At 35.0% G+C, this 13,264-nt stretch carries 11 protein-coding genes; 2 read left to right on the top strand and 9 right to left on the bottom strand.

The window, feature by feature from the left end; genetic code table 11:
- Positions 1 to 343: 343 nt before the first annotated feature.
- A complete protein-coding gene (locus B6A10_RS03000) occupies positions 344 to 883 on the top strand; it encodes a sigma-70 family RNA polymerase sigma factor (protein WP_188219658.1) in 540 nt (179 codons plus the stop codon).
- Positions 884 to 898: 15 nt separating this feature from the next.
- On the opposite strand, the gene B6A10_RS02995 is transcribed toward B6A10_RS03000, so the two are convergent.
- The 5 genes from B6A10_RS02995 to B6A10_RS02975 all read right to left on the bottom strand — a co-directional run bounded on the left by B6A10_RS02995 (position 899) and on the right by B6A10_RS02975 (position 6,807).
- The gene (locus tag B6A10_RS02995) at positions 899 to 2,257 is read right to left on the bottom strand and encodes a glycoside hydrolase family 28 protein (RefSeq protein ID WP_188219657.1); all 1,359 of its coding nucleotides are present in this window, start codon (positions 2,255 to 2,257) and stop codon (positions 899 to 901) included.
- 9 nt (positions 2,258 to 2,266) lie between these two features.
- Positions 2,267 to 2,998 carry a rhamnogalacturonan acetylesterase gene (locus B6A10_RS02990; RefSeq protein WP_188219656.1) on the bottom strand — a complete coding sequence of 244 codons (732 nt, stop codon included), beginning with the start codon at positions 2,996 to 2,998 and terminating at the stop codon, positions 2,267 to 2,269.
- A gap of 6 nt (positions 2,999 to 3,004) precedes the next feature.
- Entirely contained in the window at positions 3,005 to 4,054 is a 1,050-nt protein-coding gene (locus B6A10_RS02985; protein WP_188219655.1) for a pectinesterase family protein, read from the bottom strand.
- Positions 4,055 to 4,085: 31 nt separating this feature from the next.
- Positions 4,086 to 5,303: a glycoside hydrolase family 88/105 protein gene (locus tag B6A10_RS02980; protein WP_188219654.1), complete on the bottom strand. Its 1,218-nt coding sequence runs from the start codon at positions 5,301 to 5,303 to the stop codon at positions 4,086 to 4,088.
- Positions 5,304 to 5,370: 67 nt separating this feature from the next.
- Positions 5,371 to 6,807 carry a glycoside hydrolase family 28 protein gene (locus B6A10_RS02975; RefSeq protein ID WP_188219653.1) on the bottom strand — a complete coding sequence of 479 codons (1,437 nt, stop codon included), beginning with the start codon at positions 6,805 to 6,807 and terminating at the stop codon, positions 5,371 to 5,373.
- A 334-nt stretch (positions 6,808 to 7,141) separates the two neighbouring features.
- Here B6A10_RS02975 and B6A10_RS02970 point away from each other — a divergent pair, with 334 nt between their 5' ends.
- Positions 7,142 to 8,167 (top strand): LacI family DNA-binding transcriptional regulator, encoded by a 1,026-nt coding sequence (locus tag B6A10_RS02970; RefSeq protein ID WP_188219652.1) that lies wholly within the window; start codon positions 7,142 to 7,144, stop codon positions 8,165 to 8,167.
- Positions 8,168 to 8,355: 188 nt separating this feature from the next.
- On the opposite strand, the gene B6A10_RS02965 is transcribed toward B6A10_RS02970, so the two are convergent.
- From B6A10_RS02965 to B6A10_RS02950, 4 genes are read right to left on the bottom strand one after another with little or no spacing between them, the layout of a single operon-like run.
- Entirely contained in the window at positions 8,356 to 9,972 is a 1,617-nt protein-coding gene (locus B6A10_RS02965) for a UxaA family hydrolase (protein WP_188219651.1), read from the bottom strand.
- 25 nt (positions 9,973 to 9,997) lie between these two features.
- Positions 9,998 to 11,440 carry a tagaturonate reductase gene (locus B6A10_RS02960; protein WP_188219671.1) on the bottom strand — a complete coding sequence of 481 codons (1,443 nt, stop codon included), beginning with the start codon at positions 11,438 to 11,440 and terminating at the stop codon, positions 9,998 to 10,000.
- Positions 11,441 to 11,471: 31 nt separating this feature from the next.
- Positions 11,472 to 12,143, bottom strand: coding sequence for a bifunctional 4-hydroxy-2-oxoglutarate aldolase/2-dehydro-3-deoxy-phosphogluconate aldolase (locus B6A10_RS02955; RefSeq protein ID WP_055093860.1), 672 nt, complete (start codon positions 12,141 to 12,143; stop codon positions 11,472 to 11,474).
- An 11-nt stretch (positions 12,144 to 12,154) separates the two neighbouring features.
- The gene (locus tag B6A10_RS02950) at positions 12,155 to 13,177 is read right to left on the bottom strand and encodes a sugar kinase (protein WP_188219650.1); all 1,023 of its coding nucleotides are present in this window, start codon (positions 13,175 to 13,177) and stop codon (positions 12,155 to 12,157) included.
- Positions 13,178 to 13,264: the final 87 nt, after the last annotated feature.

The following is a 13,264-nucleotide window of genomic DNA, read 5'->3' as shown; positions in this document are numbered from 1 at the left end:
AAATGTCCCATTGTTTAATTATGGGTTCACTTCATAAATAATTTATTTTAAATGTTAATAAATTGCTTCGCTTTTTACTCTCTTTTCAAACAACTTCTGATTTATCTTCAATTCTAAAAACAAAGTCAGCATGCTATTTCCGGAGAAAATTTGTTCACCAATAATTTCTTATACAATTCCAAAATTTCTTAGGTGTTAAATATTTGTTAGAAAAAAATCATTTCAGGGTGACAGTATTCTTAAAAAATTTTATCTATTTTTACATATAACAAAAAAAAAGTAATCTTTTATTTTACATTTGCTTCGTGCAATCCATTACAAGCTATACAAAATCAATATCCGCATGTCAACACATAAAGATTTAAAAATATTCGAAAGCCTGTATAAAGAGCATTTTACTTATTTATCTTTAGTTTCTTTTAATATTACTAAGGATAAAGATGTAGCAAAAGATGTGGTTCAGGATTTTTTTATTTATCTATGGGAAAAAGAAGAGAGCATCAACTTTACGATTTCGTTTAAAGCTTACGCCACAAGAGCCGTAAAAAACTTAAGTCTTCAGCATTTAGAGAAAAGCACAACCATAAGTTTAAACACTAAAAAAATTGCTTTGCCTAAAGAGGAAGAACAGCTTGTTTTTGAAAAAACTGAAGAAACTAAAAAACCGAAAATTTTTAATTTAGTTGATAAAATCCCGCAAGCCAGGAGAGAAATCTTTATGTCCCATGTAGTAGAAGGACATAGCTATGCGGAAATTGCCGAAATGCACAACATCTCCATCAACACTGTAAAAACCCAGATGAAAAGAGCTTATGCTTTTTTAAGAGAAAGCGAAAAAAGCAGCATCCTTATTACTGCCATTTATTTTCTGTTGAGAAATTAAACCCGTAAATTTTTATTATTTAACCGAACTGGGAACTCCTCCTTTTTCACCAATTACGATTTCGTTAACACTCACATTTTGTGTATGAGTCAGGCTCATGCCGTTTTTAGCCGACTTCACCGTTATATTATCCAATACAATATTCTCCACCTTTTTTTCCGGAAAACCTTCTATGATAATTGCGGCATTCGAAGCACTTTCGCAACTTATATTTGAAATAGAAATATCAGAAATCTTAGAAGGGAACTTCCCGCTGCCTTCTCCGTGATAATTAGCCGTCATGTAAATACAATCTTCCACTTTTCCTAAAGCAATATTCGAAAAAGACAAATCTCTCACATAACCACCCCGATCCGAATTGGTTTTTATATAAATTACTCTTTTCAAATAGCCACTGGCTTTACAATTATCTACATAAACATTGCGTACTCCGGCCGACATTTCACTACCAATAACCACGGCGTGCAAACCTTTGAAATTGCAATTTCTAACAACAATATTTTCAGATGGACTGGCTGCATTTCCTCGTCCTTCATCATCGCGTCCGGCTTTTATAGCCACATTATCATCCCCATTATTAAACTGAATGTTTTCAATTAAAATATCACTGGAATATTCGGGATCAATACCGTCATTATTATAATTCTGCGCATCGTATTTTAAACCGCTAAGGGTAATACTTTTTGATTTTAACAAATGCACACACCAAAAAGGAGAATCTTCAATTTTTACATCTTCAATCAAAATAGCTGTAGAATTCAAAAACTGAATCAATTGCGGTCTTAAATAATGTCCTTTTCCAAAAATCCTATCTTGTAAAGGCACATTGTTATGATTCATTTCACGGCTTAGTAATTTATCCTTTTCTTCTAATGGCTTCCATTTTACCCAGCCGTTATGCCCTTCGCCGTCAATAATTCCATTTCCGGTAATGGCTACATTTTGCACATTATTCCCGTAAATCAACGGACTATAATTGTACAACATGGTTCCTTCCCAACTGGTTAAAACCAAAGGATAATCTTTTGGATTAGAACCGAAACGAATTTTAGCCCCATCTTCCAAATGCAATTTCACATTACTCACAAAATGAATCGGGCCATTGATGGTGTAAAGCCCTTTTGGAACCACAATTGTTCCGCCGTTTTTTTTAGCACAGGCTTTCATTGCCTTATCAAAAGCCGGCTTGCAGTTAGTTACCGAATCACCTTTGGCACCAAAATCAGTAACTTTAACGGCATAAGCCGGAATGACCGGCAACTGAATACGATTGACAATTCTTTCTATGGCTGCCGTTTTATTTTCAACTTTTGCTTGCGAAAACAACACCGTAAAACTTAATAACAAAAGGACACAGAAAGAATTGCTTTTCATATTTTTTCTTTATTTAATGTGATTTTTCAAATCCAAATCGGTTTTTTTCAATTCGGCGATAACCAATTTTGAAATTTCAGTAGCGCCTAACAATGACAAATGCGTATCGTCATGTTTTTCGGTTTTATAAAAAGAACTTTCACCGGCCGCAAAATGCAAATGCAATTTTTTAGAACCTTCTACTCCATAGGATTCTTCCAATAATTCTGTCAAATATTGCAAATCGATAAAGGGCACTTTATAATCCACCGCTACCAATCGGGCTTCCATTGGATACAAACCGTGCGTATCTACCAAAGTTCCCTGCTCATTAAAATTTCTTCTCACAATAGAAGACAAAATAACCGGAGTCGCTCCTTTGGCTCGGGTTTCCGTCACAAAACGAATCAAATTTTGACGATATGCCGTATGCGGATTAGCATAGACAGCAGGTTTATTCTCTTTTTCATCGTTATGCCCAAACTGCATAAAAACATAATCTCCTTTTTTCAAAGTTTCCAAAACCGAATCCCAACGCTTCTCATTGATAAAACTGCGGGTACTACGACCATTCATCGCACGGTTGTCCACTACCACTTTATCATCAAAAAATTGTTGCAAAACCTGAGCCCAGCCGTGTTCCGGATTTTCAGCAGGATTGGATTTATTCGCCATTGTCGAGTCGCCAATGGTATAAACCGTCGTTTTTTGAGCAAAGCAACTCGTTGCTATCAATAAAAAAAGTAAGCACTTTATTTTCATAGTATCTTATTTAGAACTTGAATACCAATTTGATTTAGAATCTCCAAAAATATTTTTCAACGTATATTTCTTGGCCTGAGATTTGTTCAACTGATGCGACCATTTGGCTCTGGATTCCGGTTGAAATCCCGGACCAGAACAATTGTATTCCGCATATAAAGAAGTTTTTTCGGCATCGGGTTTAGACCAGTTGTTCCATCCTTCTTTTCGAATATGACTTCCCATTTCGCAATTTAGAAAAACAGTTTTAGCATAAATTCGCCACGGACGTCCTAAATACACTTCCGTAGCTTTTTCGCCGGCAGTCAATTTGCAATTTAAAAATACAAAACCATATTTTGAACTCTCAGGAGTTGAAGCTGCCGTTAGATAAGCATTGCTTTTAGCATGAATCTCGCAATTTTCAAAAACCGCAGTAGCTCCGCCAAAAATAAAATCGACTGTTCCTTCTATAAAACAATCCTTAAAATAGTTTTTAAACCCTTCGCCGGAAGTATATAAAGTATCCTGATTCCCTAAAAGATTACAATTTGAGATTACCACTCTGTCAGCCACCACTGACAAAGCAACCGCCTGACCAACAGGACCGGCTGAATTTTGAATCGTTAAATTGGCCGCTTTAAAATCATTTCCTTCTACTAAAACCGTAGGAGTCATAAAAGTACTGTTGCGCCCCAGATTGATTTTCCCAAAATAATCATCAAAAGTGATAATGGTTTTTTCCTTGCTTTCACCAATCAAAGAAAGATTAGTATTCCATTCCGGCACATGAACTTTTTCTTTATAAATTCCGTTTTTAACGATAATGATCACTCTTTTATAAGGAAAAGAAGGCGAATTGTAAATAGCTTCCTGAATACTTTTATAATCGCCGCTGCCATCCTGGGCAACCACAATATTGTATTCGTCTTTTGGAGCCAAATACATTTTTTTTACTGCAATTTCTTTTGAAGAAGCAACAATTGCTCCGGAAACTGTAGCCGTTTTTGGGGTCATTGCAATCGAATTGGTGCAAATAACTAATCCGATTGCAATGGCTTTATTTAAAAATTTCATTCTTATTATTGATTAATTTAGAAACAAAAAATTAACGGTTCAATTCAATTGCCGCTAAGATAAATGGTCCAGTCGCTTTAGGATCATTATCTTTCTTTTTTTCATTTACATAATATTCATAAGAACCGTCTCTGTATGGATTTCCACCTAAACCAGCCACCTGACAACATTGTGTCAAGGTAATTCCGCCGTCAGCATCCACTTTGATTAATTTAGTGGTTAATCCGTCAAAAGCATGATTAGCCACTTTTTTAAATTTAGCAGGCAAATACCCTTTGTTTACTCCTTTTGCCAAAGCATAAGCAAACATTGAAGATCCGGAAGCTTCTAAGTAATTCCCTTCTCTGCCTCCCATATCGGTTACCTGATACCAAAGCCCTGTTTTTTTGTCCTGTACTTTTTCCAAGGCTACCGCTAATTCGTTCAAATAACCTACTAATTCTTTTTGTTTTGGGTGTTCTTTTGGGAAATTATCCAAAACATCAACTAATGCCATAGCATACCAGCCTAAAGCACGAGACCAGAAATTAGGTGATTTTCCAGTTACTTTATCAGCCCATGGCATTTTTCTGCTTTCATCCCAAGCATGATACAATAATCCTGTTTTAGGATCTTTATCATTTTTCTCTAATAATTCAAATTGTTTTGCAACATCATCAAGATTCTTTCCATTTTCAAACGTAGTGGTAAATTGAGCATAAAAAGGCTGCCCCATGTATAAACCGTCTAACCACATTTGGTTAGGATAAATCTTTTTATGCCAAAATCCTCCGCTTGCTGTTCTTGGCTGATCATCTAATTGTTTTCTGATGGTTTGCATGGCGATTAAATACTTATTCTCTTTTGTTCGATCATAAATGTCAAACAAAATATTAGCCGCTACTACCATATCAATATTGTACTTATCCATTTCATAAGTAGCAATTTTACCATTTTCGTCAATCAAAGCATCAGCATATCCTTTAACGTAGTTATAATACTTTTCATCTTTGGTTTTTTTATACAATTCTTCAATAGAACTTGCTACTAAACCATGCACATAATCCCATTTTGGGGTGGTCCGATCATCAATTTCATAGGCATTAGGATGACGCATCATCAGTGTTAAAGCCATTTTTTCAGACCATTTCAACTTTGAAGAGGTTAATTCATTCTTAGCCGAAGATGATGCTGATTGTGATTTACAACTTGTAAAACCCAATGCTCCAATTAAAATAAAAGTGAGAATAAATCGGTTTGCTTTCATCATGTTATTTTTTACGTTATTGTTTTTTTTTTAATTTTAAAATTTAATTCGAAATTAATCCTTCGTTTTTTTACAACTTAGGACTATCAACTTTCTTGCCATTGATAAAGGTATTTATCAATTGAAGATTGCTTACATTTTCAACAGAAAAAGGTTCTTTCACCTTGTCAATGGTTACATTTTTGAAAGTTACATTTTCAATAGGCAATTCCTTGTAACCTTTGGCTAAAATTCCATATTTACCGCCATCTTTAACTTTTACATTCTCTAAAGTCACATTTTTCACCTGAGGAATAAAATTTCCGGTTTGATTTCCATAAACATTATAAAACATATTAATACGCAGCACGCATTCTCCCACCTGACCTACATTGATATTTCGAACAAAAACATTTTCAACAATTCCGCCTCTTCTGGAATTAGATTTAATACGAATCGCTCTGTCTAAATTAGGACTATCCATTTCGCAGTTTTCTACGAAAACATTTTTAATTCCACCCGTCATTTCGCTTCCCATTACCACACCACCGTGTCCGTCAAGCATTTTGCAATCTCTCACAATAATATTTTCACTTTTCATCGCCACACGCCTTCCGTCACCATCTTTACCCGCTTTAATAGCTATACAATCATCTCCCGTATTAAAAATACAATTCTTAATGATTACATTTTTAGAATATTCCGGATCACAGCCGTCATTGTTTGGTCCGTGACTTTCCACCGTAACTCCATCAACTGTTACATTGACCGATTTCATCGGATGAATCACCCAAAAAGGGGCATTGATAATTTTCACATCTTTAATCAAAGCATCCGTACATTCAAAAAACTCGACAAAACTTGGTCTTAAATACGAACCTTCACCATAAATTCGTTGTTCAACCGGTACATTTTTCTCGCCCGATTCTACTAAACGAACACGATTTTGCGGGTCATTCTGATTTCCTTTTCCTTCTGACCAACCGTATCTTTTAGCACCACACCAATACCACCAATTTTCATTATCTGCCTGACCGTTCAGGATTCCTTTTCCGGTAACGGCAATATTTTTTTTGTTATAAGCATAAATTAACGGCGAATGATTCATGCATTCTGTTCCTTCAAAAGTAGTTTTCACCAAAGGATAATCAGAAGATTTGGTACTAAATAAAATTTCTGCTCCATCTTCCAAATGCAAATCCACATTGTTATCCAAATGAATCGGTCCGGTTAAAAATTTTCCGGTCGGCACAACAACTTTTCCTCCTCCATTTTTCGTACAGGCTTCGATAGCTTTTTTAAAAGCTTCTGAATTATTTACGACTCCGCCACTTTTCGCACCAAAATCAACAATACTATAATTCTTATTGATAAAAACCGGAGCAACAACCGTGGCTTCAATCTGTTTTTTCAGCTTCCAGGGATTTGACAACACATCGGTTTTTTTTTGCGCAGCACAATTATAGAACATTACTGAAACCGCTATCGCAGAAATACCCGAAAACAACCGAAACAGTTTATTTTTCATAGACAAAAATTTAAAGAGGTTAAATTAAGAATCGATACGATTGAAATTCCTTATTCCAACAAAAGAATGCAATCGATTACACAAATCTATCAATTATTTTTTTTATTAAGCTATAAATTTCCTCAAAAAAATTAGATTTACACAAAAAAAAGAATATTTATTTCATTTATTAAAAAAATTAACCATTAATTAGCAAACTATTCTAAGAAACACATTCTTAAAACAAAAAATTTATCAAAAAAGCAGATTTTATTTCAAAATCACATCAATATCAAAAGGAAACCTATAAATAATTGAAAAAATATAGTATTTTTACCCTGATAGAATATTTATAATGAGTGAAAAAACAACCATTTATGACATTGCTAAAGAGCTAAACATTACGGCTGCAACTGTTTCAAGAGCTTTAAACAACAACCCAAAAATTAGCCAGAGCACCCGAAAACTCGTTCTTGAAACTGCTAACCGAATGAACTACAAGCAAAACCGATTAGCATTAGCATTAAGAAGCGGAAGAAGCAATAATGTAGGCGTTATTGTACCTCGTATCAACACCAATTTTTTCGCTTCAGTAATTCGAGGCATCGAAGAAGGATTACATCCTGAGGGTTATCAGGTTATTATTTGTCAAACTCATGAAGAAGAAAACCGCGAAATTGAAAATATTAATACACTTTTAAACGCTCAGGTTGACGGTATTTTGATGTCGATTTCTAATCTAAGCGAAGAAAACAATCATTATATTGAACGTGTTATTCAAAAAAAAATACCTTTAATCTTTTTTGACCGAAAAAAAGAAATCAATAACGTCAGCTCGGTTACCATCGATGATTATCAGGCTTCATACCAAACTACTGAGCACCTAATTGCGCAAGGTTGTGATAAAATTGCTTATTTTTCAGGAGACCGTTCGTTAGAAATATACGAAGAGCGTTACCGCGGATACGAACAGGCTTTACTGGACAATAATATAGCCATTAATCCCGATTACATTATCAATATCAAAAGTAACGTTCAGGAAGGTCAGGAAGCTGCCGAGAAACTACTTGCTCTTGCCACACCTCCGAATGCCATTTTTTCTACGAGTGATTTTGCGGCCTTGGGAGCTATCCAAAAACTAAAAGAGCATGGGATTAAAATTCCGGAAGATTTTTGTGTTTTTGGTTTTGGAAACGAACCTTTTACCAAATTTATGGAATTATCTATCTCTACTGTTGACCAATCGCCTTTAGAAATGGGAAAAGTAGCCGCTCAGGTCTTTTTAGATAAAATAAATAACCGTGACAAAAAGAAAACAGAAAGTCAGGTGGTTTTAATGCCTAAGTTATTGATCAGACAATCTTCTACCAGAATAGCTTAATATTCGACTAATCAAAAAATTACCGCAGATCGCAGATTATAAAAACAAAAATCTGTGACCCGAGCGATAGCGAATAGGCGAAGCAATCTGCAGTGTCTTTTTTACTTCAAATAACAACATAAAAAAAGGGAGGCGTTTTAAAAAAACAACCTCCCTTTTCAACTAAAAACAAAATCTAAAAACAATCTTTATAAAGATACTCCTCGTTTCCAAGGAATAAAGTCATTTTGATTCAAAATAGCAGCTTTGGTTTTTACTTCACCACTCGCTACTTTAATAATAAACTCTAACATTTCGTCAGCTGTTTGCTCAATCGTTTTATCACCTGTGATGATTTCACCTGTGTTGAAATCGATAATATCAGACATTTTTTGAGCTAATTGCGTGTTAGAAGATACTTTTACAACCGGCGCAATTGGATTTCCTGTTGGAGTTCCTAAACCTGTTGTAAACAATACCATATTAGCACCTGAACCTACCATGGCAGTAGTACATTCAACGTCATTTCCAGGAGTACATAATAAAGTAAAACCTGGTTCGTTGATGTATTCACCGTAATCGTAAACACCTACGATAGGAGAAGTTCCACCTTTTTTAGAAGCACCTGCTGATTTCATAGCATCGGTAATCAAACCGTCTTTGATGTTACCCGGGGAAGGGTTCATATCAAATCCTGATCCTGCATCAACAACTGTTTTTTCGTACCATTTCATTAATTCTAAGAAACGTTGTCCGTCCTTATCATCAATACAACGGTTTACTAATTCTTGCTCAACTCCACATAATTCAGGGAATTCAGAAAGAATAGTAGTTCCTCCAAGAGCAACTAATTTATCAGATAATACTCCTAATGTTGGGTTAGCAGAAATTCCTGAGAATCCATCAGAACCACCACATTCCAATCCAATTCTTAATTTAGATAATGGAGCCGGAGTTCTTTTAATTTGATTTGCTTTTTTAATGGCTTCAAATGAATCTTTAACCACAGAGTTCAACATCGCTTCAATTGTACCAATTGATTGTTGGTCGTAAATTAATACCGGTTTTTGGTTATTTGGATTAATTGCTTCTAAAGCTTCTTTGAAGATTGAGATTTGTAAGTTTTGACAACCTAAACTCAATACAGTAGCTCCGGCAACGTTAGGATTGTTTACATATCCGGCTAACAATTTAGCCAAACTGTGCGCATCTTGACGAATTCCTCCACAACCACCCTGGTGCGTGATGAATTTAACTTCAATATTATTGAATAAATCAGCATCGTTGGAAGCCGCTTCGTTTCCAGCACCTCCTGTTTCTGATTTCACTAATGAACGCAATAACAATTGGTAATCGTTTTCTTTTGGTTTCATTAATTCTTTTTCAAAAATATCTTTTAAGATTTCGATATTTCTGTTTTCACAAAAAACTAACGGGAAAAACAACCAAACATTTTCAGTTCCTACCTGACCGTCTTCACGTTGGTATCCCATGAAAGTTTTGTCTTTCCATTTGTCAACATTAGGAACTTCCCAACCAATAGAATCCGTTTTTCCGGTTACTTTAGCACTTTCGTGTTTTACGTTCGTAGTTGCGATTACATCACCTTTAGCGATTTTTTGACTCGCTTTCCCCACGATAACACCGTACATGTAGATTTTGTCACCAACTTCAAAATCTTTCATGGCAATTTTATGCTTCATTTTAGTGTCGGAAACAACTAAAACATCCTGTCCTTCAAATGGAATTACTTCACCTGCCTTTAGGTCAACTAAAGCAACAGCTACGTTATCCGAAGGATCTACTTTTATTAATTTCTTTTGCATCTTACTAACTTAATTTTTTTATTTCTTAGTTTTTTTGAGAAAAATTGATATAGCCTTGTTGAATACCGTTGGCTTCAATTTCAGTTAAAGCAAGCACTAAAGCTTGTGACAATCCATCGATTTTATTTAAATCCTGATCCCAGAAATCTGTATTAGCTAACACTGTAGTTACTACTGATTCTAAGTTACCTAATTCCCAAGCTTTTTTGAATGCTTCCACTAACTCAGGAGTATCTTTTACCGGTAAAGTTTCGTTATTCCAAATTCCTTTGTAGAATTGAATTAAACAAGCTAATGAAAAAGTCAAACTAACAGGCAATTTTTTATTTGCATCATAATATCCTAATAAACTAGGCAATACTCTAACTTTGAATTTTGAGATTGAGTTTAAAGCAATATCAGCTAAAGCATGCTTGATAAATGGATTTTTAAAACGGTCCATTACTTCTTCAGCATAAGCAGTGATTTCATTCTTATCCATCGGAAGCGTTTCGCTAATTTCACTGATTACATTGTCTACAAATGGCCCAGTAAAATCACCATTCACAGTTTCCATAACTAATTTGTTACCAAATAAAAGAGAAACAGGAACCATTGCGGTATGCGCACCATTCAAAATACGAACTTTAATCATTTTGAAAGGACGAATATCGTCAACAATCTTAACATTCAAATCCGTTTTATGGAATGGTAATTTTGCTTTCAAATCCTCACCACCTTCGATAGCCCAAAGGAAGAATGGCTCAGCAGCAACAATTAAATTATCTTGATAATCTAATTTGCTGTTGTACTCTTCAATTTCAGCTCTTGGATATCCTGGAACAATTCTGTCCACCAAAGTACTGTGATACGTACAATCTTCAGAAACCCATTTTTTAAATGCAGGATCTAAATTCCATAGATCACAATATTGCAAGATACATTTTTTCAAGGCTTCTGAATTATAATCAATTAATTCACAAGGAATAATTGTAACTGCTTTAGAAGCATCTCCGTTGAAATGTTTGAATCTTTCGTGTAATAAAAGAGTTAACTTTGCTGGGAATGCAGCTGGTGGTTGCATATCCGGAGTATCCGTTGAAACGAATTCAATTCCAGCCTCAGTAGTATTGGAAACAATAAATTGTAATTCTTCTTCTTTTGCTAAAGCTAAATAATCAGCAAAATCAGTATAAGGATTGATTCCTTTAACAACATTAGAAATTAACTGAATGTCTTGAATTTTCTCCCCTTTTTTGATTCCGTTCATAAACAGAGTATAAAGACCATCCTGCTCATTAATCATGTTCACCATACCACCTGCCAAAGGCTGAACCATAGCAATACCGGCATTGAAATCTACTTCATTGTTCAATCTTTGAAAAGCGTAATCAACGAAAGCTCTCAAAAAGTTTCCTTCACCAAACTGAACTACTTTTATTGGGTTTAATTTTTCTAAACCTCTGTTTTTTCTATTTAATTTTTCCATTACTTCTGACATAATCGGTTGTGTATTTTTTTTATTTTTTACGTAAATCAGCAATAATTGCGATTGTTTCTTTTACTTTTTGAGTCAAACCAGCATAATCTTTAGATTGCAAAACGGCAGCAGAAATTAACTGAGAACCAATACCAACACAGTAAGCACCAGCATCAAACCAAGATTTTAAGTTCTCTCTCTCTGTAGAAACCCCTCCTGTAGGCATGATATTTGTCCAAGGACACGGTCCTTTTACTCCTTTGATAAATTGAGGTCCGTAGATTTCTCCAGGGAACAATTTAACTATCTCACATCCTAATTCTTCCGCTCTGGCAATTTCAGAAAGCGTACCACAACCAGGAGACCATAACACTTTTCTACGGTTACATGCAATTGCAATATCTTCTCTGAATACCGGAGTCACAATAAAGTTAGCCCCTAATTGCATATATAATGAAGCAGCAGCGGCATCAGTTACTGATCCTACTCCCATAATCATTCCAGGCAATTCTTTGATAGCGTATTTTGTCAATTCAGCAAAAACTTCGTGAGCAAAATCTCCTCTGGCAGTAAACTCCATCAAACGGGCACCACCATCATAACAAGCTTTCAAAACATTTTTACTTAATTCCAAATCATTGCTAAAAAACAAAGGAATCATCCCTGTTTCTTTCATTGCAGATGCAACTTCTATACGTGTAAATTGAGCCATTTTATCTTTTTTTATCTAGAAACCTTACCTGTGAAATCTCCATCAAGTAATTTTTCAATTTCATTTTTAGTAATTAAATTATAATCTCCGTAGATGGTGTGTTTTAAGCAACAAGCGGCAACAGCAAAGTTTAAGGCTCTTTGTTTATCCAATGGCTCTTCGTTTAAACCATAGATTAAACCTCCCATGAAAGCATCTCCACTACCTACTCTGTCCACGACCGGAGTTACTTCTTGGACTGCAGCTTTGTAAACTTCCTTACCATCATAAAGAATTCCTCCAATACGCTGATGAGAAGCACTAACAGAATAACGTAAAGTAGTTGACATGTATTTTAATTCAGGACAAAGTTTAAACACTTCATTATACAAAGCCGGCAACATATTAACTTCTTGATAATCAGGATCTACTTTATCTAAACCCAACATAAAGTTAGCAGTATCTATGTCTCCTAAGATAATATTACTGTACTTTAACATTTCCGGCATCACATCTTTAGGTTGTTTCCCATAATTCCACAATTTTGAACGGTAATTCAAATCAGTTGAAATAGTCAAACCTAATTCGTGTGCCACTTTTATCGCTTCCATACAAGCTTCGGCAGCAGTTTCTGAAAGAGCCGGAGTAATTCCGCTCCAGTGAAACCAGGTTGCTCCTTTGAAAATTTCTTTCCAGTCAAATTCTCCTTTTTTCAAAGTCGACATTGAACTGTTAGCTCTATCGTAAATTACATTACTGGCACGGGTACTGGTTCCTGTTTCAAGGAAATAAATCCCTAAACGATCCCCACCTTTCATTACATTTTGACAATCTACATCCAGTTTGCGCATTTCGTGAATTGCACAATTCCCTAATTCATTATTAGGTACTTTAGTAACAAATTCTGCCTTCATCCCGTAATTTACAAGCGAAACAGCAACATTAAATTCTCCTCCTCCATAGGTCGCTTTATACGATTCGGCCTGAGCAAACCTCAAATGTCTGTCTGTAGACAAACGCAGTAGAATTTCTCCAAAAGTGACTACTTTTTTCATATGTAGTTAATATTTTTTTTCAAGGAATATGTTATCGCCATTCTTCATTTATATTTTTGATAATTAAAACATGGCGATTTCAAGTGA

This window comes from Flavobacterium pokkalii, assembly GCF_014596575.1.
GTDB lineage: Bacteria > Bacteroidota > Bacteroidia > Flavobacteriales > Flavobacteriaceae > Flavobacterium > Flavobacterium pokkalii.
Note: the sequence above shows the minus strand (reverse complement) of the source record. Positions and strands in the feature narration are given on the sequence as shown.

What these genes read in the sequence shown, in the direction of transcription:
- B6A10_RS03000 (WP_188219658.1), top strand. Translation starts at nt 344, where the DNA reads ATGTCAACACATAAAGATTTAAAAATATTCGAAAGCCTGTATAAAGAG.
- B6A10_RS02995 (WP_188219657.1), bottom strand. Translation starts at nt 2,257, where the DNA reads ATGAAAAGCAATTCTTTCTGTGTCCTTTTGTTATTAAGTTTTACGGTG.
- B6A10_RS02990 (WP_188219656.1), bottom strand. Translation starts at nt 2,998, where the DNA reads ATGAAAATAAAGTGCTTACTTTTTTTATTGATAGCAACGAGTTGCTTT.
- B6A10_RS02985 (WP_188219655.1), bottom strand. Translation starts at nt 4,054, where the DNA reads ATGAAATTTTTAAATAAAGCCATTGCAATCGGATTAGTTATTTGCACC.
- B6A10_RS02980 (WP_188219654.1), bottom strand. Translation starts at nt 5,303, where the DNA reads ATGATGAAAGCAAACCGATTTATTCTCACTTTTATTTTAATTGGAGCA.
- B6A10_RS02975 (WP_188219653.1), bottom strand. Translation starts at nt 6,807, where the DNA reads ATGAAAAATAAACTGTTTCGGTTGTTTTCGGGTATTTCTGCGATAGCG.
- B6A10_RS02970 (WP_188219652.1), top strand. Translation starts at nt 7,142, where the DNA reads ATGAGTGAAAAAACAACCATTTATGACATTGCTAAAGAGCTAAACATT.
- B6A10_RS02965 (WP_188219651.1), bottom strand. Translation starts at nt 9,972, where the DNA reads ATGCAAAAGAAATTAATAAAAGTAGATCCTTCGGATAACGTAGCTGTT.
- B6A10_RS02960 (WP_188219671.1), bottom strand. Translation starts at nt 11,440, where the DNA reads ATGGAAAAATTAAATAGAAAAAACAGAGGTTTAGAAAAATTAAACCCA.
- B6A10_RS02955 (WP_055093860.1), bottom strand. Translation starts at nt 12,143, where the DNA reads ATGGCTCAATTTACACGTATAGAAGTTGCATCTGCAATGAAAGAAACA.
- B6A10_RS02950 (WP_188219650.1), bottom strand. Translation starts at nt 13,177, where the DNA reads ATGAAAAAAGTAGTCACTTTTGGAGAAATTCTACTGCGTTTGTCTACA.